The organism is Streptomyces sp. NPDC007157, from assembly GCF_040634235.1.
In the GTDB taxonomy this organism is placed as follows: domain Bacteria; phylum Actinomycetota; class Actinomycetes; order Streptomycetales; family Streptomycetaceae; genus Streptomyces.
This window is the reverse complement of sequence record NZ_JBEYFE010000002.1, coordinates 1-25,082: the sequence shown is the minus strand read 5'-3', so window position 1 is coordinate 25,082 and position 25,082 is coordinate 1. Positions and strand designations below refer to the sequence as shown.

General features: G+C 71.4%; 25 protein-coding genes and 1 pseudogene. 20 read left to right on the top strand and 6 right to left on the bottom strand.

Features of this window, described 5'->3' with window-relative positions; translation table 11 throughout:
• The first annotated feature begins 32 nt into the window (after positions 1 to 32).
• The 4 genes from ABZ642_RS03025 to ABZ642_RS03010 all read left to right on the top strand — a co-directional run bounded on the left by ABZ642_RS03025 (position 33) and on the right by ABZ642_RS03010 (position 2,726).
• The gene (locus ABZ642_RS03025) at positions 33 to 1,628 is read left to right on the top strand and encodes an acyl-CoA carboxylase subunit beta (protein WP_360476162.1); all 1,596 of its coding nucleotides are present in this window, start codon (positions 33 to 35) and stop codon (positions 1,626 to 1,628) included.
• A 9-nt stretch (positions 1,629 to 1,637) separates the two neighbouring features.
• Entirely contained in the window at positions 1,638 to 1,847 is a 210-nt protein-coding gene (locus ABZ642_RS03020) for an acyl-CoA carboxylase epsilon subunit (protein ID WP_360476159.1), read from the top strand.
• 109 nt (positions 1,848 to 1,956) lie between these two features.
• A complete protein-coding gene (locus ABZ642_RS03015; protein ID WP_360476156.1) occupies positions 1,957 to 2,085 on the top strand; it encodes a hypothetical protein in 129 nt (42 codons plus the stop codon).
• 38 nt (positions 2,086 to 2,123) lie between these two features.
• Positions 2,124 to 2,726: a nucleoside triphosphate pyrophosphatase gene (locus tag ABZ642_RS03010; RefSeq protein ID WP_360476152.1), complete on the top strand. Its 603-nt coding sequence runs from the start codon at positions 2,124 to 2,126 to the stop codon at positions 2,724 to 2,726.
• Here the strand turns inward: ABZ642_RS03010 and ABZ642_RS03005 are convergent.
• The gene (locus ABZ642_RS03005) at positions 2,698 to 3,237 is read right to left on the bottom strand and encodes a hypothetical protein (protein ID WP_360477560.1); all 540 of its coding nucleotides are present in this window, start codon (positions 3,235 to 3,237) and stop codon (positions 2,698 to 2,700) included. The two genes, ABZ642_RS03010 and ABZ642_RS03005, sit on opposite strands and share 29 nt — an antisense overlap.
• A gap of 375 nt (positions 3,238 to 3,612) precedes the next feature.
• Here ABZ642_RS03005 and ABZ642_RS03000 point away from each other — a divergent pair, with 375 nt between their 5' ends.
• The gene (locus ABZ642_RS03000; RefSeq protein WP_360476149.1) at positions 3,613 to 5,385 is read left to right on the top strand and encodes a biotin carboxylase N-terminal domain-containing protein; all 1,773 of its coding nucleotides are present in this window, start codon (positions 3,613 to 3,615) and stop codon (positions 5,383 to 5,385) included.
• A 74-nt stretch (positions 5,386 to 5,459) separates the two neighbouring features.
• Positions 5,460 to 5,996 carry a helix-turn-helix domain-containing protein gene (locus ABZ642_RS02995; RefSeq protein ID WP_360476146.1) on the top strand — a complete coding sequence of 179 codons (537 nt, stop codon included), beginning with the start codon at positions 5,460 to 5,462 and terminating at the stop codon, positions 5,994 to 5,996.
• Between the two features lie 112 nt (positions 5,997 to 6,108).
• Here ABZ642_RS02995 and ABZ642_RS02990 read toward each other — a convergent pair whose 3' ends face one another.
• Both ABZ642_RS02990 and ABZ642_RS02985 read right to left on the bottom strand, forming a co-directional pair.
• Positions 6,109 to 7,077: a DeoR/GlpR family DNA-binding transcription regulator gene (locus tag ABZ642_RS02990; RefSeq protein WP_360476143.1), complete on the bottom strand. Its 969-nt coding sequence runs from the start codon at positions 7,075 to 7,077 to the stop codon at positions 6,109 to 6,111.
• Positions 7,078 to 7,243: 166 nt separating this feature from the next.
• A complete protein-coding gene (locus ABZ642_RS02985; protein WP_360476140.1) occupies positions 7,244 to 8,692 on the bottom strand; it encodes an NAD(P)H-quinone dehydrogenase in 1,449 nt (482 codons plus the stop codon).
• Between the two features lie 97 nt (positions 8,693 to 8,789).
• Between ABZ642_RS02985 and ABZ642_RS02980 the strand changes: the two genes are divergently transcribed.
• The 4 genes from ABZ642_RS02980 (at position 8,790) to ABZ642_RS02965 (ending at position 14,147) form a co-directional block, all read left to right on the top strand.
• On the top strand, positions 8,790 to 9,230 hold the full coding sequence (locus ABZ642_RS02980; protein ID WP_360476137.1) for a gamma-glutamylcyclotransferase: 441 nt from the start codon (positions 8,790 to 8,792) through the stop codon (positions 9,228 to 9,230).
• A gap of 142 nt (positions 9,231 to 9,372) precedes the next feature.
• A complete protein-coding gene (locus tag ABZ642_RS02975) occupies positions 9,373 to 10,197 on the top strand; it encodes a purine-nucleoside phosphorylase (RefSeq protein ID WP_360476134.1) in 825 nt (274 codons plus the stop codon).
• Positions 10,198 to 10,844: 647 nt separating this feature from the next.
• Complete coding sequence (locus tag ABZ642_RS02970) at positions 10,845 to 12,476, top strand: phospho-sugar mutase (RefSeq protein ID WP_360476132.1); 1,632 nt, start codon at positions 10,845 to 10,847, stop codon at positions 12,474 to 12,476.
• A gap of 525 nt (positions 12,477 to 13,001) precedes the next feature.
• Positions 13,002 to 14,147: a hypothetical protein gene (locus tag ABZ642_RS02965; RefSeq protein ID WP_360477557.1), complete on the top strand. Its 1,146-nt coding sequence runs from the start codon at positions 13,002 to 13,004 to the stop codon at positions 14,145 to 14,147.
• 213 nt (positions 14,148 to 14,360) lie between these two features.
• Here ABZ642_RS02965 and ABZ642_RS02960 read toward each other — a convergent pair whose 3' ends face one another.
• Positions 14,361 to 15,044, bottom strand: coding sequence for a PH domain-containing protein (locus ABZ642_RS02960; protein ID WP_360476129.1), 684 nt, complete (start codon positions 15,042 to 15,044; stop codon positions 14,361 to 14,363).
• Between the two features lie 219 nt (positions 15,045 to 15,263).
• Between ABZ642_RS02960 and deoC the strand changes: the two genes are divergently transcribed.
• From deoC to ABZ642_RS02945, 3 genes are read left to right on the top strand one after another with little or no spacing between them, the layout of a single operon-like run.
• A complete protein-coding gene (gene deoC, locus ABZ642_RS02955; RefSeq protein ID WP_360476126.1) occupies positions 15,264 to 16,220 on the top strand; it encodes a deoxyribose-phosphate aldolase in 957 nt (318 codons plus the stop codon).
• 20 nt (positions 16,221 to 16,240) lie between these two features.
• A complete protein-coding gene (locus ABZ642_RS02950; RefSeq protein WP_360476123.1) occupies positions 16,241 to 17,677 on the top strand; it encodes an aldehyde dehydrogenase family protein in 1,437 nt (478 codons plus the stop codon).
• The gene (locus ABZ642_RS02945) at positions 17,670 to 18,584 is read left to right on the top strand and encodes an aldehyde dehydrogenase family protein (RefSeq protein WP_360476120.1); all 915 of its coding nucleotides are present in this window, start codon (positions 17,670 to 17,672) and stop codon (positions 18,582 to 18,584) included. The genes ABZ642_RS02950 and ABZ642_RS02945 overlap by 8 nt, the downstream gene beginning before the upstream one ends.
• A 95-nt stretch (positions 18,585 to 18,679) precedes the next feature.
• Here ABZ642_RS02945 and ABZ642_RS02940 read toward each other — a convergent pair whose 3' ends face one another.
• The gene (locus ABZ642_RS02940; protein ID WP_360476117.1) at positions 18,680 to 19,087 is read right to left on the bottom strand and encodes a hypothetical protein; all 408 of its coding nucleotides are present in this window, start codon (positions 19,085 to 19,087) and stop codon (positions 18,680 to 18,682) included.
• Between the two features lie 127 nt (positions 19,088 to 19,214).
• On the opposite strand from ABZ642_RS02940, the gene ABZ642_RS02935 reads away from it, so the two are divergent.
• Entirely contained in the window at positions 19,215 to 19,859 is a 645-nt protein-coding gene (locus ABZ642_RS02935) for a uridine kinase (RefSeq protein WP_360476114.1), read from the top strand.
• Between the two features lie 221 nt (positions 19,860 to 20,080).
• Here ABZ642_RS02935 and ABZ642_RS02930 read toward each other — a convergent pair whose 3' ends face one another.
• On the bottom strand, positions 20,081 to 20,818 hold the full coding sequence (locus ABZ642_RS02930; RefSeq protein WP_360476111.1) for a SigE family RNA polymerase sigma factor: 738 nt from the start codon (positions 20,816 to 20,818) through the stop codon (positions 20,081 to 20,083).
• 254 nt (positions 20,819 to 21,072) lie between these two features.
• Between ABZ642_RS02930 and afsQ1 the strand changes: the two genes are divergently transcribed.
• From afsQ1 to ABZ642_RS02900, 6 genes and pseudogenes are all read left to right on the top strand, one after another.
• Positions 21,073 to 21,750: a two-component system response regulator AfsQ1 gene (gene afsQ1 / locus ABZ642_RS02925; protein ID WP_174855921.1), complete on the top strand. Its 678-nt coding sequence runs from the start codon at positions 21,073 to 21,075 to the stop codon at positions 21,748 to 21,750.
• Positions 21,747 to 23,312 carry a HAMP domain-containing sensor histidine kinase gene (locus ABZ642_RS02920; RefSeq protein WP_360476108.1) on the top strand — a complete coding sequence of 522 codons (1,566 nt, stop codon included), beginning with the start codon at positions 21,747 to 21,749 and terminating at the stop codon, positions 23,310 to 23,312. The genes afsQ1 and ABZ642_RS02920 overlap by 4 nt, the downstream gene beginning before the upstream one ends.
• Positions 23,312 to 23,914 (top strand): hypothetical protein, encoded by a 603-nt coding sequence (locus ABZ642_RS02915; RefSeq protein ID WP_360476105.1) that lies wholly within the window; start codon positions 23,312 to 23,314, stop codon positions 23,912 to 23,914. Before ABZ642_RS02920 ends, ABZ642_RS02915 begins: the two co-directional genes overlap by 1 nt.
• Positions 23,915 to 24,101: 187 nt before the next feature.
• Positions 24,102 to 24,653 carry a VanZ family protein gene (locus ABZ642_RS02910; RefSeq protein ID WP_360476102.1) on the top strand — a complete coding sequence of 184 codons (552 nt, stop codon included), beginning with the start codon at positions 24,102 to 24,104 and terminating at the stop codon, positions 24,651 to 24,653.
• Between the two features lie 111 nt (positions 24,654 to 24,764).
• Positions 24,765 to 24,962, top strand: a complete 198-nt coding sequence (locus ABZ642_RS02905; protein WP_360476099.1) for a PspC domain-containing protein — start codon at positions 24,765 to 24,767, stop codon at positions 24,960 to 24,962.
• Positions 24,956 to 25,082 (top strand): annotated as a pseudogene (locus tag ABZ642_RS02900) (type I methionyl aminopeptidase); the annotation flags it as partial. The gene ABZ642_RS02905 and the pseudogene ABZ642_RS02900, both read left to right, overlap by 7 nt.

Below are 25,082 nucleotides of genomic sequence, written 5' to 3'. Positions count from 1 at the left end.
CCCCTTTTGAGCAGGCAGGGAGCCGCATCCCGATGTCCGAGCCGGAAGAGATCGACATTCACACGACCGCGGGGAAGCTCGCGGATCTCCAGCGCCGTGTCCATGAAGCGACACACGCCGGTTCGGAGCGCGCGGTCGAAAAGCAGCACGCCAAGGGCAAGTTGACGGCCCGTGAGCGGATCGAGCTGCTCCTCGACGAGGGCTCCTTCGTCGAACTGGACGAGTTCACCCGCCACCGCTCCACCGACTTCGGCCTGGAGCACAACCGCCCGTACGGCGACGGCGTCGTCACCGGGTACGGCACGGTGGACGGCCGTCCGATCGCCGTCTTCTCCCAGGACTTCACCGTCTTCGGCGGCGCCCTCGGCGAGGTCTACGGCCAGAAGATCGTCAAGGTGATGGACTTCGCCCTGAAGACCGGCTGCCCGGTCATCGGCATCAACGACTCCGGCGGCGCCAGGATCCAGGAGGGGGTCGCCTCGCTCGGCGCGTACGGCGAGATCTTCCGCCGCAACACGCACGCGAGCGGTGTGATCCCGCAGATCTCACTGGTCGTCGGGCCCTGTGCCGGCGGCGCCGTGTACTCCCCGGCCATCACCGACTTCACGGTCATGGTCGACCAGACGTCCCACATGTTCATCACCGGTCCGGACGTCATCAAGACGGTCACCGGCGAGGACGTCGGCTTCGAGGAGCTGGGCGGCGCCCGCACCCACAACTCGGTCTCCGGCGTGGCCCATCACATGGCCGGCGACGAGAAGGACGCCATCGAGTACATCAAGCAACTGCTGTCGTACCTGCCGTCCAACAACCTGACCGAGGCCCCGGCCTTCCCCGAGGAGGCGGACCTGTCCGTCACCGACGAGGACCGCGAGCTGGACACCCTGGTCCCGGACAGCGCGAACCAGCCGTACGACATCCACACGGTGCTCGAACACGTACTCGACGACGGTGAGTTCTTCGAGACGCAGGCCCTGTTCGCGCCGAACATCGTCACCGGCTTCGGCCGGGTCGAGGGCCACCCGGTCGGCATCGTCGCCAACCAGCCGATGCAGTTCGCCGGCTGCCTCGACATCAAGGCGAGCGAGAAGGCGGCCCGCTTCGTCCGCACCTGCGACGCCTTCAACGTCCCGGTCATCACCTTCGTCGACGTCCCGGGCTTCCTCCCCGGCGTCGACCAGGAGCACGACGGCATCATCCGCCGCGGCGCCAAGCTGATCTACGCCTACGCCGAGGCGACGGTCCCCCTGATCACCGTCATCACCCGCAAGGCCTTCGGCGGCGCCTACGACGTCATGGGCTCCAAGCACCTGGGTGCCGACCTCAACCTCGCCTGGCCGACCGCCCAGATCGCCGTCATGGGCGCCCAGGGAGCCGTCAACATCCTGCACCGCCGCACCATCGCCGAGGCGGCGGCCGGCGGCGAGGACGTCGAGGCCGTGCGCGCCCGCCTGATCCAGGAGTACGAGGACCACCTCCTCAACCCCTACACGGCCGCCGAACGTGGTTACATCGACGCCGTGATCATGCCGTCGGACACGCGGCGCCACGTCGTACGGGGCCTGCGCCAGCTCCGTACCAAGCGCGAGTCCCTGCCGCCGAAGAAGCACGGCAACATCCCCCTCTAAGGAGCCGCTGTGACGATCAAGGTCATACGGGGCAACCCGACCCCGGAGGAACTGGCCGCCGCTCTGGCGGTGGTCAGGGCGAGGGCGGCGGCCCTGGCAACCGCCCCGTCCGGCACCCCGACGGCAAGGGCCGCCTGGTCCGACCCGTCCCGCATCGCCCAGCACCGGGTCCCGCAGCCGAGCCCGAGTGCATGGACCCGCACCTACTGGCCGAGCTAGCAGCAGGAGACGAGGGGCGCGGGGAACCGCGCACTCAGGAGGAACCCCGGGCGCCAATCTGAGTACCCCTACTCAGGCGCCCCCGTCGGCCAGGCCGCACGCTGGTGCCATGCTGTGGTCGGACCCTGACGACGAGCCGCCGAAGGACCTGCAAGACGTGCAGAAAGCCCTCCGGCGGCTCGGCGTCTTCCTGGCTCTGGTCATGCTGCTGCTGATGATCGTGCTGGGCGTGCGGTGAGCGGCACACCTGTCGGCGCCCACCGATACGCTGACGCCATGCGCAGACTCGTCCTCGCCTCCCAGTCCCCCGCCCGGCTGAACCTCCTGCGCCAGGCGGGTCTCGCTCCCGAGGTGATCGTCAGCGGCGTCGACGAGGACGCCGTCACCGCCCCCACCCCGGCCGAACTGGCCCTCGCCCTCGCGGAGGCCAAGGCTTCCGTCGTCGCCGCCCGCACCGATGTGCAGGGCGCGATCGTGATCGGCTGCGACTCGGTGCTGGACCTCGACGGCCGGCCGCTCGGCAAGCCGGCGGACGCCGAGGAGGCGACCGCCCGCTGGAAGTCGATGCGCGGCCGGGCCGGCACCCTGCAGACCGGGCACTGCGTGTGGGACACGGCGACCAACCGGCACGTGTCGGCGACCGCCTCCACCGTCGTCCGGTTCGGCGAGCCCACCGACGCGGAGGTCGCCGCGTACGTCGCCTCCGGCGAACCCCTCTACGTGGCGGGCGCGTTCACCCTGGACGGCCGCAGCGCGCCGTTCATCGACGGCATCGAGGGCGACCACGGCAACGTGATCGGCATCAGCCTGCCCCTGGTCCGCCGGCTGCTCGGGGAGCTCGGCATCGGCATCACGGAGTTGTGGGCGCCGGCGGAGTGATCGGCCCGGCGGCCGGCGTGTCCTTCCTCGGTTCCGGTTCCGGTTCCGGTTCCGGGTCACCGGCCGCCGGACCGGAACCGTCCACGCCCCCGTCGGCGTCCGCCCCGGCGCCCGCGCCCTCCGTACGGTCGTACGTCATCAACAGCAGCACGACGAGGGCGAGGACGACCACCATGGACAGGAACGCCGTCCAGCCGATCAGTCCCCACGCCACGGCGCCCAGCAGGCCGTGTACGACCGCGACGCTGATCAGCAGGATGCGGCCGAGGCCGGCGGGCGCCCGGTTGCGTATCGCTACCAGCAGGGCCACCAGGGCGCACAGCGCGAAGTAGAGGCCGAAGACCACGGCGCCGATCTTCGCGGTCATCGACATGTTGTCGGGGTCGAGCCCGGCCAGGGACATGTCCTGACGGTCGACCACCACTCCCATGAACCAGTTGAGCGCGGCGACCCCGAGTGCCTCCGCGAGGAGTACGACCGCCACGACCCAAGCCACCGGTCTGCGCACCACCGGTCCCCACCCACTTTCGGTCACGGCCCCACGAGAGCCGCTGTTACTTGAAGTACGTTCAAGACATCGCGAACGCTACTAACGGGTAAACCGGGGGACAAGGGGCCGGGCGTCGGCAAAGATTCGTTGGGCCATTCGTAGGGACTCAACAAAGAAACGCTGTGGGGCGCGGCACGCTCTCACAGAGACCTTGAGCACATCGCGGGGCTAGGGTTTTCCGAAAGAGTCCTGCGTACCTTGGTGCGACAAGGGCTTTCGCGGGTCGGGCGAGCCTCGCATCACGCTCCGTGTGGGCAAGCTCACCATTGGGGACGGGTCGAAGTGCCGTGTCGGCCTTCCCTAAACTCGGCTTGTTTCAAGGAGGGAGCCTCAATCGTGCGCAAGGTGCTCATCGCCAACCGTGGCGAAATCGCTGTCCGTGTGGCCCGGGCCTGCCGGGACGCGGGGATCGCGAGCGTGGCCGTCTACGCGGACCCGGACCGGGACGCTCTGCATGTCCGCGCCGCGGATGAGGCGTTCGCCCTGGGCGGTGACACCCCGGCAACCAGCTACCTGGACATCGACAAGGTCCTGAACGCGGCACGCGAGGCGGGGGCCGACGCCGTCCACCCGGGCTACGGCTTCCTCTCCGAGAACGCGGAGTTCGCCCAGGCGGTCCTGGACGCCGGCCTGACCTGGATCGGTCCGCCGCCGCAGGCCATCCGCGACCTCGGCGACAAGGTGGCCGCCCGGCACATCGCCCAGCGGGCCGGCGCCCCCCTGGTCGCCGGTACCCCGGACCCGGTCTCGGGCGCCGACGAGGTGGTGGCGTTCGCCGAGGAACACGGCCTGCCGATCGCCATCAAGGCCGCCTTCGGCGGCGGCGGTCGCGGCCTGAAGGTCGCCCGCACCCTCGAAGAGGTCCCGGAGCTGTACGACTCCGCCGTCCGTGAGGCGGTGGCCGCCTTCGGGCGCGGGGAGTGCTTCGTGGAGCGCTACCTGGACCGGCCGCGGCACGTGGAGACCCAGTGCCTGGCCGACAAGCACGGCAACGTGGTCGTGGTGTCGACCCGTGACTGCTCGCTCCAGCGCCGCCACCAGAAGCTCGTGGAGGAGGCCCCGGCCCCCTTCCTGTCCGACGCGCAGGTCGCCGAGCTGTACCGCGCCTCCAAGGCCATCCTCAAGGAGGCCTCCTACGAGGGCGCCGGCACCTGTGAGTTCCTGGTCGGGCAGGACGGCACGATCTCCTTCCTGGAGGTCAACACCCGCCTCCAGGTCGAGCACCCGGTGACCGAGGAGGTCGCCGGCATCGACCTGGTCCGCGAGATGTTCCGGATCGCCGACGGCGAGGAACTCGGCTACGACGACCCCGAGCTGCGCGGTCATTCGTTCGAGTTCCGGATCAACGGCGAGGACCCGGGCCGCGGGTTCCTGCCCGCCCCGGGCACGGTCACCACCTTCGACGCCCCGTCCGGCCCCGGTGTCCGCCTGGACGCGGGCGTGGAGTCGGGCAGCGTGATCGGCCCGGCCTGGGACTCCCTGCTGGCCAAGCTCATCGTCACCGGCCGGACCCGCAAGGAGGCCCTTCAGCGGGCCGCCCGCGCCCTGGACGAGTTCCAGGTCGAGGGCATGGCCACGGCCATCCCGTTCCACCGCGTCGTCGTCCGGGACCCGGCGTTCGCACCCGAGCTCACCGGCTCCGAGGACCCCTTCACGGTCCACACCCGGTGGATCGAGACCGAGTTCGTCAACGAGATCAAGCCCTTCGCCGCCCCGGCCGACGCCGAGGCGGAGGAGGACGCCGGCCGTGAGACGGTCGTCGTCGAGGTCGGCGGCAAGCGTCTGGAGGTCTCCCTCCCGGCGTCCCTGGGCATGACCCTGGCCCGCACCGGCCTCGCCGCCGGCGCCAAGCCGAAGCGCCGGGCCGCCAAGAAGTCCGGCCCGGTCGCCTCCGGTGACACCCTCGCCTCGCCGATGCAGGGCACGATCGTCAAGATCGCGGTCGAGGAGGGCCAGGAGGTCAAGGAGGGCGACCTGGTCGTCGTCCTGGAGGCCATGAAGATGGAGCAGCCGCTGAACGCCCACAAGGCCGGCACCATCAAGGGCCTCGCCGCCGAGGTCGGCGCGTCCCTCACCTCCGGCGCCGTGATCTGCGAGATCAAGGACTGACGAGACCTCGAACCGCATCGCCCGGCGAACGGCACCCGCCCGTTCGCCGGGCACCCGACTTTCTGGAACGGTCCATGCGCGCCGACGCCCGCCGCAACCACGACCGGCTGCTCGCCGAGGCCCGTACGGTGTTCGCCGAGCACGGCACCGACGCCTCGCTGGAGGACGTGGCCCGCCGGGCGGGCGTGGGCATCGGCACCCTGTACCGGCACTTCCCGAACCGGCACGCCCTGATGAGTGCCGTCTTCGAGGACGCGGTGGACGAACTGCTCGCCAGGGCCCGCGCGTTGCTGACGGCTCCCGAGCCGTGCCGGGCCCTGCTGACGTGGCTTCACGAGGTGGTCGGCCATGCGGCCGCCTACCGGGGCCTGTCGAGGGCTCTGATGTCAGCGTCGTCGGCCTCGGCCCTGGCCCGCTGCGGCACCCCGATGCGGGAGGCGGGGAACGCCCTCCTGACCCGAGCCCAGGAGTCGGGCGCGGTAAGGGCGGACGTACAGATAGGCGACCTGCTTCAACTCACCCACGCCATCGCCCTGGCAGCGGAGGAGTCACCGGGAGACCCGCAACTGGCGGACAGGCTGCTGCAGCTGACGCTGCGCGGACTTGCCTAGAGGCGCGGGGACGCGTCCGGTCCGCGGCTACCGCCGCGTGGGCGCGACCAGCCGCATCGGACCCGCACCCGCCCACGAGACCCGTCCCCACGGCGCCCGGGCACTCAAGCCCTCAGCGCCGCCGCATATCGGCGACCCGCCCCCGCTCGCCCCCCGCCGGCGGCTCCCCGTTCATCATCGAAGCCGACCGCAGCCCCGACCCGGGCACCTGACCCCGGCGCGGCCCCGGAAGGGATACGTCCCGACGCTGCTGACGCTGTTGCTGACGCGCCGGGACCTGATCACCCCCCGGGTTTCCCGACGCTCCGGCCACAGCGATCTGCACCCCCTGATCGGCGAGGGCCTGGAGTTCCGTGGCGGCACGGTCGTCGTGAGCCGGCGGCTCGTCCGTGACCAGCCGGGTGATGACGTCCGTCGGCACGGTCTGGAACATCGTGTCCGTACCGAGCTTGGTGTGGTCGGCGAGGACGACCACCTCCGCGGCGGCCTGCACCAGCGCCCGGTCGACGGACGCCGACAGCATGTTGGACGTGGACAGCCCCCGCTCGGCCGTCAGGCCGCTGCCCGACAGGAAGGCCTTGGACACCCGCAGCCCCTGCAGGGACTGCTCCGCGCCGGAGCCGACCAGGGCGTAGTTGGAGCCGCGCAGGGTGCCGCCGGTCATCACGACCTCGACCCGGTTGGCATGGGCCAACGCCTGCGCCACCAGCAGCGAGTTGGTGACGACGGTGAGTCCGGGCACTCTCGCCAGCCGGCGCGCGAGTTCCTGGGTGGTGGTACCCGCCCCGACCACGATGGCCTCGCCCTCTTCGACGAGACCCGCGGCGAGATCGGCGATGGCCGTCTTCTCGGCGGTCGCGAGATGTGACTTCTGCGGAAAGCCGGACTCCCGCGTGAACCCGCCCGGCAAAACCGCACCGCCATGTCGGCGGTCGAGGAGTCCTTCTGCCTCCAGTGCGCGCACGTCCCGCCGTACGGTCACTTCTGAGGTCTGGACGACGCGGGCGAGCTCACGGAGCGATACGGCCCCGTTCGCGCGCACCATTTCGAGGATCAATTGGCGACGTTCTGCAGCGAACACGAAACTGACAGTAACCCCAACGACCGTCTGCTTTCAGCAGTTTGCGCCGAATAGCAGAAGTTGTTCGCACAGCAGGGTCGGGAGTGGTATAGGAGCTACCCCACCCGACTATGCCGTACGCATGCTCGACAACTCCCCGTGACCAGCGGGGAGTCGGTTCCGGCCGTCAGAGTTCGCTGCCGGTCTTCCGCGTGTGCAGCTGCCGCGCGACCTCCGCGATCGACCCCGAAAGAGAGGGATACACGGTGAACGCGTTCGCGATCTGTTCGACCGTCAGATTGTTGTCGACGGCGATCGAGATCGGATGGATGAGTTCCGACGCCCGCGGCGACACGACCACACCGCCCACCACGATCCCGGTGCCCGGCCGGCAGAACATCTTCACGAAGCCGTCCCGGATGCCCTGCATCTTCGCGCGCGGGTTGCGCAGCAGCGGCAGCTTCACGACCCGGGCGTCGATCTTGCCCGCGTCCACGTCCGCCTGCGTGTAGCCGACCGTCGCGATCTCCGGGTCGGTGAAGACGTTCGACGACACCGTCTTCAGGTTCAGCGGGGCCACCGCGTCGCCCAGGAAGTGGTAGATCGCGATCCGCCCCTGCATGGCGGCCACCGACGCCAGAGCGAACACGCCCGTCACGTCACCGGCGGCGTACACACCCGGAGCCGTAGTCCGCGACACCTTGTCGGTCCAGATGTGCCCGGAGTCACGCAGCTTGACGCCCGCACCCTCCAGCCCGAGACCGGCGCTGTTCGGAATCGCGCCGACGGCCATCAGACAGTGCGAACCGCTGATGACCCGGCCGTCCGCGAGCGTCACCTCGACCCGGTCCCCGACCCGCTTGGCGGCGGCGGCCCGCGACCGTGCCATGACGTTCATGCCACGGCGCCGGAACACGTCCTCCAGAACGGCGGCCGCGTCCGGGTCCTCACCCGGCAGCACCCGGTCCCGCGACGACACCAGCGTGACCCTCGACCCCAGCGCCTGGTACGCGCCGGCGAACTCGGCACCGGTCACACCCGACCCGACCACGATGAGCTCCTCGGGCAGCTCGGTGAGGTCGTAGACCTGGGTCCAGTTCAGGATGCGCTCGCCGTCGGGCTGGGCGTCGGGCAGCTCGCGCGGGTGACCGCCGGTGGCGATGAGCACCGCGTCCGCCGTGAGGGTCTCCTCACTCCCGTCCGCGGCCGTGACCACGACCTTCCGCGACCCGTCCAGGGCCTGCATGCCCTCCAGCCGGCCCCGCCCCCGCATGACCCGGGCACCGGCACGCGTCACCGAGGCCGTGATGTCATGCGACTGAGCGAGCGCAAGCCGCTTCACACGCCGGTTGACCTTGCCCAGATCGACCCCGACCACCCGGGCCGCCTGCTCCAGCGGCGGGGTGTCGTCGGCGACGATGATCCCCAGCTCCTCGTACGAGGAGTCGAAGTTGGTCATCACCTCGGCCGTGGCGATAAGAGTCTTCGACGGCACGCAGTCGGTCAGCACCGACGCTCCGCCCAGACCGTCGCAGTCGACGACGGTCACCTCCGCGCCGAGCTGCGCGGCCACCAGGGCCGCTTCATATCCGCCGGGTCCGCCACCAATGATCACGATCCGAGTCACGTACTCCATTGTCCCGCACCCTTCAAGGTGCTACTGCCCCGGGGGCGCCACCCGGCGCTTTCCGGGGCTGGAGAGGTACCTGTGGCGGCTGCCGTACCCTCTCTCCATGTCGTCGCTCTACGCCGCGTACGCCGGCAATCTCGACGCACGGCTGATGTCCCGCCGCGCCCCGCACTCCCCCCTCCGTGCCACCGGCTGGCTGAACGGATGGCGGTTGACCTTCGGCGGCGAGCAGATGGGCTGGGAGGGCTCGCTGGCGACCATCGTCGAGGACCCCCTCGCCCAGGTCTTCGTCGGTCTCTACGACCTCGCCCCGATGGACGAGGAGTCCATGGACCGCTGGGAGGGCGTCGGCATGGGCATCTACCGCCGGGCACGCGTGCGCGTGCACACGCTGGAGGGCGAGGAGACCGCCTGGCTCTACGTCCTCAACGGCTACGAGGGCGGTCTCCCCTCGGCCCGCTACCTCGGCGAGATCGCCGACGCGGTGGAGTCGGCGGGCGCCCCGCACGACTACGTCATGGAACTCCGCAAGCGCCCCTGCTGAGCCTCCAAACCACACAGACCACACACAGCCCGCCCAAAGTTGCCTGCGTCACACCGCTCGTTGGAAACGACAAGACAACGATCGCCATCCCGTGAGCTCAGTCATCTACGCGCGTAGGCCCAGACCGGCTACTCTCATCCGCGTGAACGCATCTCTTCTTCCGGACGACATCCAGGGCGACCCCCATGCCGCTGCCGGGGCGGCCGCCGCGCGCCTGCGCGAGCTCACGGGCGCCGAGACCCACGACGTCGCCCTCGTGATGGGCTCCGGCTGGGCTCCGGCCGTCGACGCCCTGGGCGCTCCCGACGCCGAGTTCCAGGTCACCGAGCTGCCCGGCTTCCCGCCGCCGGCCGTCGAGGGGCACGGGGGCAAGATCCGCTCGTACTCCTTCGGGGACAAGCGCGCGCTGGTCTTCCTGGGCCGCACGCACTATTACGAGGGCCGCGGTGTCGCCGCCGTCGCGCACGGCGTCCGCACCGCCGTCGCCGCCGGCTGCAAGACCATCGTCCTCACCAACGGCTGCGGCGGCCTGCGCGAGGGCATGCGCCCCGGCCAGCCGGTCCTCATCAGCGACCACATCAACCTCACGGCGACCTCCCCGATCGTCGGCGCGAACTTCGTCGACCTGACGGACCTCTACTCGCCCCGCCTGCGCGCCCTGTGCAAGGAGATCGACCCCACCCTCGAAGAGGGCGTCTACGCGCAGTTCCCCGGCCCGCACTACGAGACCCCGGCCGAGATCCGCATGGCCCGCGTCATCGGCGCGGACCTGGTGGGCATGTCGACGGTCCTGGAAGCGATCGCTGCGCGCGAGGCGGGCGCCGAGGTCCTGGGCATCTCCCTGGTGACGAACCTGGCGGCGGGCATGACCGGCGAGCCCCTCAACCACGAGGAGGTCCTCCAGGCGGGCCGCGACTCGGCGTCGCGGATGGGCGAGCTGCTCGCGCAGGTACTGGGCCGGATCTGAGAGACGCGGCAGGGGGTGCCACGGAAGGTCGCAGAGCGAGTGCGGCCCCACCGTGGCCGGTCGCGCAGTTCCCCGCGCCCCCGCCTGGGTACGGACACCCGGCACGACAACGGCCCGCCGGGCCGACGACGGCGACGAGTCACCGGCGTCCCCCACCCAAGACGAGTCACCGACCGCCCGCAGCCCACAACGGATCACCGATCCCAGACGGCAGCGGGAACGAGACGGACCGTCGGCCGCACGCGGCGGGTAGGGGGCAAGACGGATCGCCGATCGCAACGCCCCGGCAGGAACGAAACGGACCGCCGATCGCACGCCCCGGCAGGAACGGAACAGACCGTCGGCCGCATGCGGCGGGGAGGACGGAACGGACCGCCGATCGCCGCTCCCCCGCGGCGGGGGAACGAGTCGGACCGTCGGGAGTCGGACCGTCGGTCGCACGCGGTGGGAAGGGGACGGGGTGGGGAGTTTCCGCCCGCAGCGGCCGGCGCCCGTCGCCCTGTGCGGTAAGAGAGACAGCACCGCCGGTCCGAGGACGGAGACTCCCCGCCCCGGCCCCGACTCACCACCACCCGTAGGCGCTACGCGCACCCCCACCGAAGCAGCACCGGCGCCGCAGGCACACCACGAGAGGTTGGACGACGACCGTGCAAGACGATCTCATCGCCCGGGCCAGGACCTGGCTGGCCGAGGACCCGGACCCGGACACCCGCGACGAGCTGGCCAAGCTGATCGACGCCGGTGACACCACCGAACTGTCGGACCGCTTCGCCGGCACCCTCCAGTTCGGCACCGCCGGCCTCCGCGGCGAACTCGGCGCCGGCCCGATGCGCATGAACCGCACCGTCGTCATCCGCGCCGCCGCCGGCCTCGCCGCATACCTGAAGAACCACGGCCAAGGCACCGGCACCGTCGTCATCGGCTACGACGCCCGCCACAAGTCCGCCGACTTCGCCCGCGACACCGCGGCCGTCATGACCGGCGCCGGGCTCCACGCCGTCGTCCTCCCCCGCCCCCTCCCCACCCCGGTGCTGGCGTTCGCCATACGGCACCTGGGCGCGGTCGCCGGTGTGGAGGTCACCGCCAGCCACAACCCGCCCCGCGACAACGGCTACAAGGTCTACCTCGGCGACGGCTCCCAGATCGTCCCGCCCGCCGACGCGGAGATCGCCGCCGAGATCCACGCGATCGCGACCCTCCACGACGTCCCCCGCCCCGACACCGGCTGGGAAACCCTCGACGACACCGTCCTGGACGCCTACCTGGCCCGTACGGACGCCGTCCTGGCCCCCGGCTCCCCCCGCACCGCGCGGACCGTCTACACGGCCATGCACGGCGTCGGCAAGGACACCCTCCTCGCCGCCTTCGCCCGCGCCGGCTTCCCCGAGCCGGTCCTCGTCCCGGAGCAGGCCGACCCGGACCCGGACTTCCCGACCGTCGCCTTCCCCAACCCGGAAGAGCCCGGCGCGATGGACCTCTCCTTCGCGAAGGCCCGCGAGACCGACCCCGACCTGATCATCGCCAACGACCCGGACGCCGACCGCTGCGCCGCCGCCGTCAAGGACGACGGCGCATGGCGCATGCTGCGCGGCGACGAGGTCGGCGCCCTCCTCGCCGCCCACCTGGTCCGCCGCGGCGTCACCGGCGTGTTCGCCGAGTCGATCGTCTCCTCCTCCCTCCTCGGCCGGATCGCCGAGAAGGCGGGACTGCCCTACGAGGAGACCCTCACCGGCTTCAAGTGGATCGCCCGCGTCGACGGCCTGCGCTACGGCTACGAGGAGGCCCTCGGCTACTGCGTCGACCCCGACGGCGTCCGCGACAAGGACGGCATCACCGCCGCGCTCCTGATCACCGAGCTGGCCTCGGTCCTCAAGGAGGAGGGCCGTACCCTCCTCGATCTCCTCGACGACCTCGCCGTGGAGCACGGCCTGCACGCCACCGACCAGCTCTCGGTCCGCGTCGAGGACCTCTCCGTCATCGCCGACGCCATGCGCAGGCTCCGCGAGCAGCCGCCGACCGCACTCGCCGGCCTCCCCGTCACCGACGCGGAGGACCTGACCCGCGGCACGGACCGGCTCCCGCCCACCGACGGCCTGCGCTACACGCTCACCGGCGCCCGGGTCGTCGTCCGCCCCAGCGGCACCGAGCCCAAGCTGAAGTGCTACCTGGAAGTGGTCGTCCCGGTGGCCAGGCACGCCGACCTCCCGGCGGCCCGGGCCAAGGCGGCCGAGATCCTGGCCGGGATCAAGCGCGACCTCTCCGCAGCAGCCGGCATCTGAACCGAGGGGCGCCCCCGGGCGCCCCTCGGCCCACCGCCGAACGGCGAACGGACCGGACCTTTTCGTCGGCCCACGTCCGTTGGCCCACGTTCGTTGACCTACGTTCGTTGACCCACGTCTGTTGGCCCACGTTCGTTGACCCACGTCTGTTGGCCCACGTCCGTTGACCCACGCTCGTTGACCTACGTTCGTTCGCGGCCCACGTCCGTTGGCCCACGTCCGTTGACCCACGTCCGTTGGCCCACGTTCGTTGACCCACGTCCGTTGGCCTACGTTCGTTGACCCACGTTCGTTGGCGGCCCACGCTCGTTGACCCACGCTCGTTGACGGCCCACGCTCGTTGGCCCAGGTACGGGTCCGTAGCACCCCATCGGGTGATTTCCCGGCGGTAGTTGACCCGGGCTCCACGCCGTGCCCCGGTGACCGGGAAACGGTGGTCGGGTAACGCCCGCCACCGCCGTCGTACCGGAGTCTGGAGCCGCCGCCGTGTCCTCGACCGCCCCCGACACCGCCCCCAGCGGACACATCCCGGGCTCCCGACGACCCCACCTCCCCACCGCGGGCGTCCCCCGCCACGCGCTGCGCCGGGCGGCCCCGGCCCTCGCCGGGTATCTCGCCGTACGCCTCACCGGTCTGGTGTTCCTCGCCGTGTGGGCACACCGGCGGCACCACGGCGTGTGGCCGATGCTGGCGACGCAGTGGGACTCCCGCTGGTATCTGGGGATCGCCGACCACGGGTACACGCACACCCTCGGCATCGCCTACGACCACAACAACCTGGCGTTCTTCCCGCTGTATCCGCTGCTGGTCAAGGCCGTGGCCGTGCTGACCCCGGGCACCCGGGCCAGTACCGGGCTCGGACTCGCCTGGCTGGCGTCGCTGGTCGCGGCCTGGGGCGTGTTCGCGGTGGGCGACCGGCTGGGCGGGCGGCGGGTCGGGGTGCTGCTCACCGTGTTGTGGGCGGCGTACCCGGTGGGTCTGGTGCAGTGGATGGGCTACACCGAGTCGCTGTTCACGGCGTTCGCCGCGTGGACGCTGTACGCGGTGCTCGCTGAGCGCTGGCTGTGGGCGGCGACGGGCTCGGTACTGGCGGGGCTGACAAGGCCGACCGGCATCGCGGTGGCCGCCGCGGTGACGGTCACCGCGCTGCTCTCCCTGCGCAGCCGCTTCTCGGCCCGCGCCCTGACGGCGGCCCTGGCGGCCCCCCTCGGCTGGTGCGCGTACGTCGGCTGGGTGGGCGTCAGACTCGGCCGCTGGGACGGCTACTTCGCCGTACAGCGGATGTGGCACAACGAGCTGGACGGCGGGGCGGAGACCGTGCGCTGGCTGCGGCACCTGTTCGGGCAGGTCCCGCGGCCGGAGCTGTTCCTGATCGTGGTGAGCCTGACGATGCTCGCGTCGGTCGTGCTGTTCGGGCTCGCGGTGGCGGACCGGCAGCCGGTGCCGCTGCTGGTGTACGGCGCGGTCCTGCTGGTGATCGTGGTGGCCAGCGGGGGCGTCTACTTCCCGCGGGCCCGCTTCCTCCTCCCCGGCTTCCCGCTGCTGCTGCCCGTCGCCGGGTATCTCGCCCGCGCCTCACTGCGGTTGCGGGTGCTCGCGCTGACGGCCGCGGTGGCGGGGTCTGCGTACTGCGGTGCGTACATGCTGCTGGTGTGGCCGAGCGCCCCGTGATTCATGGGGAGCTGGGCCTTCGGTCGCTTCTCGGCCACGACCGCCGCCGCGGTCTCCCCGTCCGACCACGTCGACGTCCGCCTACCCCGGACCCCGGACCGAGTGACCCCCTGAACAGTCGACGTCCGCCAACCCCCGACCCCGACCGGGTGAGCCCCTGAACAACGGTGCCGGGCCACCCGCCACGGGGGCCCGGCAGTGTGCACGTGCCGGTCAGTCCATCGCCAGCAGGATCGCCAGGAGTACCGCGCCCGCGATCGCCGGGGCAGCCACCTCGTACGCCCAGCGGACCGTGATCCCGCCCTGCGCGGACTCGGCCTGGCCCCGGTTCTCCAGCATCTCCCGCAGTTCGTCCATGACCTTGTCGGTCTCCGCGCGCACCGGGCCGTCCCCCTCCCCGGGGGACGGGGGCCGCAGGCCGCCGAAGCCGGTGCCCGTGGTGAAGCCGCCGAGGCCGCCGAACCCGCCGCCCGCGGACCCGGTGCGCCCGCGCCGCGCGTCCGACGCCACCTTGGCCTGCCGGCGCGCCGCCTTCTTCCGGCCGCGCAGGGACACCGGGACTGCCCACAGCTGGTACTTCGCGCCGTCCTTGGTCACGACCTCGTTCGAATAGCCGGAGCGCAGGCCGGCGATCTCCCCCCACGGGATCGTGACCACCCGGAACGGGTTGCGCACCCGCAGCCGGTCCTGTCCCGCGAACACGGCCGGGCGCAGGGTGAAGGCGACCACCAGCGGCACGACCAGGATCATCGTGGCGAGCGCGAGCCACGGCGTGTGGCCGTGCCCCCGGAACAGCGCGTCGAAGCCGAGCCAGCCGATGATGCCGAGCAGGAATACTCCGCCGACCAGCGCCTGCGGCGATCGGTAGGCGTGGTCCTTGACGAGGGGCGAGGTCATGCGCCGATTCTGCCTCAGCCATGCGCCCGGCCGCCGCCCGGGACGCGGTCGGGCACCGCGTGCGACCCGGCCACGCCCGCGCACGGGCCGCCCGCACCCCCGCCTGCACGCCTCACGGCACAGGGCCGGGCCCCACCGCACGCGGTGCCGCTCCCGTGCGCCGAGAAGAACCGTTCCCTCGGGGTGTACAGCCGCTACGCGCGTAGATATGCTCGGGTGGTGACCATGCCCACCACCGCACCCCACGCACTTGCTGACGTCACCGCGTCCGACAGCACGCTGCGCCGCTTCCTCCACGGGCTGCCCGGCGTCGACGCGGTCGGCCTGGAGGCACGTGCCGCCTCGCTCGGCACCCGTTCCATCAAGACCACCGCGAAGGCGTACGCCATCGACCTCGCCATCTCGATGGTCGACCTGACGACGCTGGAAGGCGCGGACACCCCGGGCAAGGTCCGGGCGCTCGGCGCCAAGGCGGTCCACCCGGACCCGACGGACCGTACGACCCCCGCCACGGCCGCCGTCTGCGTCTATCCCGACATGGTGGCCACCGCCAAGGAGGCCGTCGCCGGCTCCGGCGTCAAGGTCGCCTCGGTCGCCACCGCCTTCCCGGCGGGCCGCGCGGCCCTGCCGGTCAAGCTCGCCGACGTGCGGGACGCCGTGGCCGCGGGTGCCGACGAGATCGACATGGTCATCGACCGCGGGGCGTTCCTCGCGGGGAACTACGCCAAGGTGTACGAGGAGATCGTCGCCGTGAAGGAGGCCTCGGGCGCCGCCCGGCTCAAGGTCATCTTCGAGACCGGCGAGCTGTCGACGTACGACAACATCCGCCGGGCCTCCTGGCTGGGCATGCTCGCCGGCGCCGACTTCATCAAGACGTCCACCGGCAAGGTCGCGGTGAACGCGACGCCCGCGAACACGCTGCTCATGCTGGAGGCCGTGCGCGACTTCCGCGCGCAGACCGGTGTCCAGGTCGGCGTCAAGCCCGCCGGCGGCATCCGCACCAGCAAGGACGCGATCAAGTTCCTGGTCCTGGTGAACGAGACGGCGGGCGCGGACTGGCTGGACAACCACTGGTTCCGCTTCGGTGCCTCCTCGCTCCTGAACGACCTGCTGATGCAGCGTCAGAAGCTGGCCACCGGCCGCTACTCCGGCCCCGACTACGTGACGGTGGACTGATCACCATGGCCAAGGAAAAGATGACCACCGCATTCGAGTACGCACCGGCGCCCGAGTCCCGCTCCGTCGTCGACATCGCGCCCTCCTACGGCCTCTTCATCGACGGCGAGTTCACCGACGCGGCCGACGGCAAGGTCTTCAAGACCGTCAGCCCGAGCACCGAGGAGGTCCTCTCCGAGGTCGCCCGCGCGGGTGCCGAGGACGTCGAGCGGGCTGTCAAGGCCGCCCGCAAGGCCTTCGAGAAGTGGTCCGCGCTGCCGGGCTCCGAGCGCGCCAAGTACCTGTTCCGCATCGCCCGCATCATCCAGGAGCGCAGCCGTGAGCTGGCCGTCCTGGAGACGCTGGACAACGGCAAGCCCATCAAGGAGACCCGCGACGCCGACCTCCCCCTGGTCGCCGCGCACTTCTTCTACTACGCGGGCTGGGCCGACAAGCTCGACCACGCCGGCTTCGGCGCGGACCCGCGGCCGCTCGGCGTGGCCGGCCAGGTCATCCCCTGGAACTTCCCGCTGCTGATGCTGGCGTGGAAGATCGCCCCGGCGCTGGCCACCGGCAACACGGTCGTCCTCAAGCCGGCGGAGACCACGCCCCTGTCGGCGCTCTTCTTCGCGGACATCTGCCGCCAGGCGGGCCTGCCCAAGGGCGTCGTCAACATCCTCCCCGGCTACGGCGACGCGGGCGCCGCGCTCGTCGCCCACCCGGACGTGAACAAGGTCGCCTTCACCGGCTCCACCGCCGTCGGCAAGGAGATCGCGCGCACGGTCGCGGGCAGCCGCAAGAAGCTCACCCTCGAACTGGGCGGCAAGGGCGCGAACATCGTCTTCGACGACGCCCCCATCGACCAGGCCGTCGAGGGCATCGTCAACGGCATCTTCTTCAACCAGGGCCAGGTCTGCTGCGCGGGCTCCCGGCTGCTCGTCCAGGAGTCGATCCACGACGAGCTGCTCGACTCCCTGAAGCGCCGCCTGTCCACGCTTCGCCTCGGCGACCCGCTGGACAAGAACACCGACATCGGCGCGATCAACTCCGCCGAGCAGCTCTCCCGCATCACCTCGCTCGTCGAGCAGGGCGAGGCGGAGGGCGCCGAGCGCTGGTCCCCGGCCTGTGAGATGCCGTCCGCCGGCTACTGGTTCGCCCCGACGCTCTTCACCAACGTCACCCAGGCGCACACCGTCGCCCGCGACGAGATCTTCGGCCCGGTGCTGTCGGTCCTGACCTTCCGCACCCCGGACGAGGCGGTGGCGAAGGCCAACAACACCCCGTACGGCCTCTCCGCCGGCATCTGGACGGAGAAGGGGTCCCGGATCCTGGCCGTCGCGGCCAAGCTGCGCGCGGGCGTCATCTGGTCCAACACGTTCAACAAGTTCGACCCCACCTCGCCGTTCGGCGGTTACAAGGAGTCGGGTTACGGCCGCGAGGGCGGCCGCCACGGCCTGGAGGCGTACCTCGATGTCTGACAACCGTTTGAGCGTCTTCAAGACCTACAAGCTGTACGTCGGCGGGAAGTTCCCGCGTTCCGAGAGCGGCCGGGTGTACGAGGTGACGACGAAGCCATCAGCCGCTGACGCGGCGGGGAAGGGCGACTGGCTGGCCAACGCACCGCTTGCCAGCCGCAAGGACGCCCGGGACGCGGTGGTCGCCGCGCGCAAGGCGTTCGGCGGCTGGTCCGGGGCCACGGCCTACAACCGCGGTCAGGTCCTCTACCGCGTCGCGGAGATGCTGGAGGGCCGCCGGGACCAGTTCGTGCGCGAGGTCGCGAACGCGGAGGGCCTCGGCAAGTCGAAGGCCGCCGCGGTCGTGGACGCGACCATCGACCGCTGGGTCTGGTATGCGGGCTGGACCGACAAGATCGCCCAGGTGGTCGGCGGCGGCAACCCGGTCGCGGGCCCGTTCTTCAACCTCTCCTCCCCCGAGCCGACCGGTGTGGTGGCCGTCCTGGCCCCGCAGGAGTCGTCGTTCCTGGGCCTGGTGTCCGTGGTCGCGCCCGTGATCGCGACCGGCAACACCGCGGTCGTCGTCGCCAGTGAGAAGTCCCCGCTCCCGGCGCTCTCCCTGGCCGAGGTGCTCGCCACCTCCGACGTACCCGGCGGAGTGGTCAACGTCCTCTCCGGCCGTACGGCGGAGATCGCGGCGCCCCTCGCCGCCCACCAGGACGTCAACGCGATCGACCTCGCGGGCGCCGACGAGGCGCTGGCGAAGGAGCTGGAGATCGCGGCGGCCGACAACCTCAAGCGCGTACTTCGTCCACAGCCTGTGGACGACTGGACGGCGACGCCGTGCCTCGACCGCCTGACGGCGTTCCTGGAGACGAAGACGGTCTGGCACCCGACGGGGGCGCTGGGCGCGTCAGGGTCTTCCTACTGACGCGTCAGGGTCTTCCTGCTGATCCGTATCCGTGCGTGGGGAACTGCGGGCCGCCGTGGCCGGTCGCGCAGTTCCCCACGCCCCTTACGGGGCGCTCAACTCCCCGCGTTTCCCAGTGCCTGTCCCAGCACCGGAATCTCCCCGACCGACGACGCCTGCGCCACCGGCCCCGTCAGCATCTTCGACGACACCGGCCGGAAGTCCGCCACCCGCGTCCCCACCGCGTTGTCCAGCGGGTCGACACCCGTGCCCGCCAGCGGGTTGGGCTTCAGCCCGGCCACCGGCCCCGTGACATACGGCAGTACGGTCCCCAGCGCCTGCATGCCCGCCTGCGGGTCGATGTGACCGAGCGAGCTGGACCGGGTCCGCGCCAGGGGGTCCATGACGTGCTGGGTGTCCGCGGCGGCCGTCGTGGCGCCCGCGCCGAGCGCGACCCCCGCCGTGGCGAGTGCGACCAGGGCGCGCTGAGCGGTCGGATGCGGGGAGGACGCGGTTCGGGCCATTGCTGATGCCACCTTCGGGTGCTCAGGGTTATCGAGTGGACACTCAGGGTAGTTGAGGTGTGACTCACGCTCCAAAGCCGACCCGCGGGGTCGGCAGCAGGCCCCCCATGCGTCAAACTGGTGTTCCGTGAGCCTTCATCTCCCGTCCCCCGCCCGTGTTGTGCTGCTGTGCGGCCCCTCGGGCTCGGGCAAGTCACTCGTCGCCGCCCGTTCCGGGCTGCCCGTCCTGCGCCTCGACGACTTCTACAAGGAGGGCGACGACCCGACTCTGCCGCTGGTGGCGGGGAGTTCGGACATCGACTGGGACCACCCGGAGTCCTGGGACGCGGAGGTCGCGGTCGAGGCCATCGCCCGGCTCTGCGCCACGGGGTCGACGCCGGTGCCGGTGTACGACATCGCGCGGAGCGCCCGTACCGGCGAGGAACCGCTGCACATCGGCCGTACCCCGCTGTTCATCGCGGAGGGCATCTTCGCCGCCGAGATAGTGGAGCGCTGCCGGGAGCTGGGGCTGCTGGCCGACGCGCTCTGCCTGAACCGGGGCCCGATGCGGACCTTCCGGCGGCGCTTCCTGCGCGATCTCAAGGAGGGCCGCAAGTCGGTGCCGTTCCTGCTGCGCCGGGGCTGGCGGCTGATGCGCGCGGAGCGGACGATCGTGGCCCGCCAGGTGTCACTGGGCGCACACCCGTGCGACCGGGACGAGGCGTTGGGCCGGCTGGCGTCGGCCGCGGTGGGCCGGGACACCCGGGACCGGGCCCCGGCGTCACAGCCGTAGCCGTACGAGAGGCAAAAAAAGCGGGACTGGATGGACCCCCCGGCCCTCCAGTCCCGCTCCCCCGTTGCTCCGCCGAACACCCCCGTGTCCCCCGTGGCGGAGCTCCCCCGTGCTTTCCCCGCGAGTCCCCCCGGACTCGCTTCCCCTGTGGGCCCCGACTCGCGTCCCCCGTGAGTCCCCCCGGGCCCTCCCCGTCGGGATCCCCCCGGATCCCCTTACCTTCAGGCGACAAGCTCCCCGAAGGCGCTCTCCTCGTCACGGCCGAAGCTGAGGACCTCGTCCTCGCGCAGCCGGCGGAGCGACCGCCAGATGCTGGACTTCACCGTGCCGACACTGATGTCGAGGATCTCCGCGATCTCCGGGTCCGTGCGGCCCTCGTAGTAGCGCAGGACCAGCATGGTGCGCTGGAGTTCGGGGAGCCGGGCCAGCGCCTGCCACAGGACCGCGCGCAGCTCGGTGCCGCTCATCGCGTCCGTGTCGCCGGGCGTCTCCGGCAGTTCCTCGGTCGGGTACTCGTTGAGCTTGCGGCGCCGCCAGGCGCTGATGTGCAGGTTGGTCATCGTCCGCCGCAGATAACCGCCCACGGCCGCCTTGTCGCTGATCCGGTCCCACGCCTTGTACGTCGAGAACAGCGCGCTCTGCAGCAGGTCCTCGGCCTCGTAGCGGTCACCGGTCAGGTGGTAGGCGGTCGCGTACAGGGAGGCTCGGCGCTCCTGGACGTAGGCGGTGAACTCCGCCTCGGTCAGCGAGCGCCGCTCCCCCGTGTCCTCCCCGTATGCGGATCCCCCGTGCGAGTCCCCCGTGAAGCCGTCGACCACCGTCATGTAGGCGGTGTGCTGACGTCCGGCGCCGCGAGCGCACCCCCGCCCGCTCACGGCACCGGACTTCTCGGAACCCCGGTTCACGTCGTGCAGACGCGTGATCACTGCGCTGGTGCTGTGACCGATCAGCGTGTTCATCTCGCGCCCCCCGTCGTGGACTTCCGGTAGTTCGGCTTGCTCAGGCCGCTCGCCGCGTTCCGCTCGCCTGCCTGTGCCGAGAACTCTGCCGGGCCACCTTCACGGCCGTATCCGCCGACTGTCACAGACCTGTCACAGGGGTTCGGCACAGAGCGTCCACACAAGATGCACAGATGGTGGCGCTAGGGAGGTTTGCGGGCGGCTACCGGTCGCACAGGTCGTACGACAGGCCCCGCATGGGCCAGAATGAGCCCGTGCCTTCCCTGTTGCTGATCGAGGACGACGACGCCATCCGTACGGCCCTGGAGCTCTCACTGACGCGCCAGGGGCACCGGGTGGCCACCGCTGCGACCGGTGAGGACGGTCTGAAGCTGTTGCGTGAGCAGCGGCCCGATCTGATCGTCCTCGACGTCATGCTGCCCGGCATCGACGGGTTCGAGGTGTGCCGGCGGATCCGGCGCACGGACCAGTTGCCGATCATTCTGCTGACCGCGCGCAGCGACGACATCGACGTGGTGGTCGGGCTGGAGTCCGGGGCCGACGACTATGTCGTCAAACCCGTCCAGGGCCGGGTGCTCGACGCCCGGATCCGGGCCGTGCTGCGCCGCGGGGAGCGGGAGTCCAGCGACTCGGCGACCTACGGCAACGTCGTCATCGACCGGTCCGCGATGACCGTGACGAAGAACGGCGAGGACCTCCAGCTGACACCGACCGAGCTGCGGCTGCTGCTCGAACTGAGCCGGCGGCCCGGGCAGGCGCTGTCCCGGCAGCAACTGCTGCGGCTGGTCTGGGAGCACGACTACCTCGGTGACTCCCGGCTCGTGGACGCCTGTGTGCAGCGGCTGCGCGCCAAGGTGGAGGACGTGCCCTCCTCCCCGACCCTGATCCGTACCGTGCGTGGTGTCGGCTACCGCCTGGACGCCCCTCAGTGACGGACCGGCAAGGGGGTTTCCGCGGCTGGGCCGCGGATCGCAAGGGAGCTGTGTCCAGGCTGCGTTTCACCAGTCTGCGGCTGCGGCTCGTCGTGGTCTTCGGGCTCGTCGCGCTGACCGCGGCCGTGTCCGCGTCCGGCATCGCGTACTGGCTGAACCGCGAGGCCGTGCTCACCCGTACCCAGGACGCGGTGCTGCGCGACTTCCAGCAGGAGATGCAGAACCGGGCCGGAGCGCTGCCCGTCCATCCCACCCAGGACGAACTCCAGCGCACGGCCGGGCAGATGGCCGGCAGCAGCCAGCGGTTCAGCGTGTTACTGGTCGGCCAGGACCCGAACGGCAAGACGGTGTACGGCAGTTCGGACGGGCTGAGCGCGTTCGCGCTCGGCGACGTGCCCCGGTCGCTGCGCACGGCCGTCGACAAGCAGCAGAAGCTGACCGACTCCAACAAGTCGGCGTACCACCTGTACTGGCAGCGGGTCGTCGACCACGGCACGCCGTACCTGGTGGCCGGGACCCGGCTGATCGGCGGCGGCCCGTCCGGCTACATGATGAAGTCCCTGGAGCCGGAGGCGAAGGACCTCAACTCGCTGGCGTGGTCGCTGGGGATCGCCACCGGGCTGGCACTCATCGGCTCGGCGCTGCTCGCGCAGGCCGCCGCCACGACCGTGCTGAAGCCCGTGCACCGGCTGGGAGTCGCCGCGCGGCGACTCGGCGAGGGCAAGCTGGACACCCGGCTGCGGGTGTCGGGCACGGACGAACTCGCCGATCTCTCACGGACGTTCAACGACGCGGCCGAAGCGCTGGAGAAACGGGTCGACGACATGGCCGCGCGCGACGACGCCTCGCGCCGCTTCGTCGCCGACATGAGCCATGAGCTCCGTACGCCGCTCACCGCGATCACCGCCGTGACCGAGATCCTGGAGGAGGAACTGGAGGCGGAGTCGGGGTCGATGGACCCGATGATCGAGCCCGCCGTCCGGCTGGTCGTCAGCGAGACGCGCCGCCTCAACGACCTCGTCGAGAACCTGATGGAGGTCACCCGCTTCGACGCCGGTACGGCCCGGCTGGTCCTCGACGACGTCGACATCGCCGACCAGATCACCGCCTGCATCGACGCCCGGGCCTGGCTGGACGCGGTGGAGCTGGACGCCGAGCGCGGCATCCACGCCCGCCTCGACCCGCGCCGCCTCGACGTCATCCTCGCCAACCTGATCGGCAACGCGCTCAAGCACGGCGGTTCGCCGGTGCGGGTGTCGGTGCGCATGGACCAGGAAGAAGGCGGCGACCTGGTGATCGCCGTACGCGACCACGGTCCGGGCATCCCGGAGGACGTCCTGCCGCACGTCTTCGACCGGTTCTACAAGGCGAGCGCCTCCCGGCCGCGCTCCGAGGGCAGCGGCCTGGGCCTGTCCATCGCGACGGAGAACGCCCGGATCCACGGCGGCTCGATCACCGCCGCCAACTCCCCCGAGGGCGGTGCGGTGTTCACCCTGCGGCTGCCCCAGGACGCCTCGACGCTCACCGCGGAGAGCCAGGACGCCGGGGAGAAGGACGCCTGATGCACGTAAGAAGAGTCCTGGCCGTCGCCGCGCTGGCGCTCGCGCTCTCCGGGTGCGGGATCCGGGCCACGGAGGTGCCGACCGACTTCGGCGGGGCGCCCTCGCGGGTGCCCTGCTCGATGACCCAGCCGGATCTGTCGGCGCAGTCCGCGCGCGGGGTGCCGGTGCAGGTGTTCCTGCTGTGCGGCTCCTCGCTGGTGACCGTGGACCGGGAGGTGCGGGTCCCGGAGGGCACGGCGGACGCGCAGCGACGGGTGATCGTCGCCCAGGGGCTCCTGGACCAGCTCGCGGAGACGCCCACGGCCGCCGAGAAGGCGGCGGGCTACACGACGTACGTGCGCGGCGGGATGTCGGTCGTCGGGCCCCGGCCCGGGGACCCCGAGGACACGCTGCGGCTGAGCACGTCGCCGGCCCAGCTGACGTCGTACGCGCTGGGCCAGATCGTGTGCACGCTCTCCGACTCGGCCGCGGCCGAGGGCGACGGTTCGGTGATCCTGGGCGGGCCGGGGCGGGAGCCGCTGCTGCGGTACGAGTGCACGGACGGGGTCCGGAACGCGCCGAGCGGGAACCGGCCGCCGTCCACCGAGGTTTCTTCCGGCTGAGGGGCGTTCGACGCCTGATGGGGTGCCGGGGAGCGCTGCGCGGCGGGTGCGGCCCGTGGGGGCCGGTCGCGCAGTTCCCCGCGCCTCTGGCGCGCGCCCCTGCGGGGGCGCGCCTCAGGGGCCGTGTGTCCGAGGCCTCACCCACCTATCCGGAACCGTTCGTGTGCGCGGGCGCGTCTACGGGGGCGTGCAGCGTCAAGGCTCCATCGGCGGCAGCGCCGTGATCCGCGTCCGTGCGACAGGGGGTGTCCTCCTTGTCGCCCATCTCGCGTTCGTCGCCTGGCTGATGCTGCGGCCGCTGGACGTGCCGTGGGTGATGCCCGCCAACCTGCACCCGTTCGCCGGTATCCGCGCCGACCTGGCGCTGGGCCCGCGCGAGGCGGCCCACCGGATCGGTGAGGGCCTCGCGCTGCTCGCCCCGCTGGGCGTGCTGCTCCCGCTGGTCCACGGCCGGCTGCGTGTCTCCCCGCTCGCCTCCCTGATCGGCACCGCCGCCACCGGCGCCCTGATCTCGCTCGGCATAGCCCTGCTGCAGACCGGGGTGCCCGGGCGGGTGGTGGACGTCGACTCGATCCTGCTGAACACGGTCGGTGTGATCGTCACGCATCTGGCGGTGGTGCCGGCGACCCGCTCCCGGCTGCGCCGGCGGGGTGCTCGGCGGCGGCCCGCGCCCCTCCCCCAGGAGGACGCGGCTCAGGGTCGTACCCCGACGATTCCCAGGGTCGGGATCGCCCCGTAGAGCGACGCTTCGACCCGGTTCGTCTCCGTACCGTTGAGGGCAGATGAGGGGCCGTACGGGCCGCCTCGAACCGGTCGCCCACCGCACCGGACACTCACGAAGGAGACGCGGATGTCCAGCCTCGCCCGCCCCACCCATGGCCGCATGATCGGCGGAGTGTGCGCCGCGCTGGCCCGCCGCTTCGGCACCTCCGCGACCACGATGCGGGTGATCTTCCTGCTGTCCTGCCTGCTGCCGGGCCCGCAGTTCCTGCTCTACATCGCGCTGTGGATCCTCCTCCCCTCACAGGAGAAGGCCACCACCTGGTGACACCGGGGGACGGCAACGCCGTCGGGGCGCACCGGCGCCGCCCCGAGTACGTCGGCAAACCCGCGCCGAGCCCGTACACCGGGCCCGAGGTGCAGACCCCGGAGACCATCGAGGCGATGC

Excerpts from the sequence above, each read along its gene's own strand:
- ABZ642_RS03025 (WP_360476162.1), top strand. The coding sequence starts at position 33 with ATGTCCGAGCCGGAAGAGATCGACATTCACACGACCGCGGGGAAGCTC.
- ABZ642_RS03015 (WP_360476156.1), top strand. The coding sequence starts at position 1,957 with ATGCTGTGGTCGGACCCTGACGACGAGCCGCCGAAGGACCTGCAAGAC.
- ABZ642_RS03010 (WP_360476152.1), top strand. The coding sequence starts at position 2,124 with ATGCGCAGACTCGTCCTCGCCTCCCAGTCCCCCGCCCGGCTGAACCTC.
- ABZ642_RS02995 (WP_360476146.1), top strand. The coding sequence starts at position 5,460 with ATGCGCGCCGACGCCCGCCGCAACCACGACCGGCTGCTCGCCGAGGCC.
- ABZ642_RS02985 (WP_360476140.1), bottom strand. The coding sequence starts at position 8,692 with ATGGAGTACGTGACTCGGATCGTGATCATTGGTGGCGGACCCGGCGGA.
- ABZ642_RS02980 (WP_360476137.1), top strand. The coding sequence starts at position 8,790 with ATGTCGTCGCTCTACGCCGCGTACGCCGGCAATCTCGACGCACGGCTG.
- ABZ642_RS02960 (WP_360476129.1), bottom strand. The coding sequence starts at position 15,044 with ATGACCTCGCCCCTCGTCAAGGACCACGCCTACCGATCGCCGCAGGCG.
- ABZ642_RS02950 (WP_360476123.1), top strand. The coding sequence starts at position 16,241 with ATGACCACCGCATTCGAGTACGCACCGGCGCCCGAGTCCCGCTCCGTC.
- ABZ642_RS02945 (WP_360476120.1), top strand. The coding sequence starts at position 17,670 with ATGTCTGACAACCGTTTGAGCGTCTTCAAGACCTACAAGCTGTACGTC.
- ABZ642_RS02940 (WP_360476117.1), bottom strand. The coding sequence starts at position 19,087 with ATGGCCCGAACCGCGTCCTCCCCGCATCCGACCGCTCAGCGCGCCCTG.
- ABZ642_RS02930 (WP_360476111.1), bottom strand. The coding sequence starts at position 20,818 with ATGAACACGCTGATCGGTCACAGCACCAGCGCAGTGATCACGCGTCTG.
- ABZ642_RS02915 (WP_360476105.1), top strand. The coding sequence starts at position 23,312 with ATGCACGTAAGAAGAGTCCTGGCCGTCGCCGCGCTGGCGCTCGCGCTC.
- ABZ642_RS02905 (WP_360476099.1), top strand. The coding sequence starts at position 24,765 with ATGTCCAGCCTCGCCCGCCCCACCCATGGCCGCATGATCGGCGGAGTG.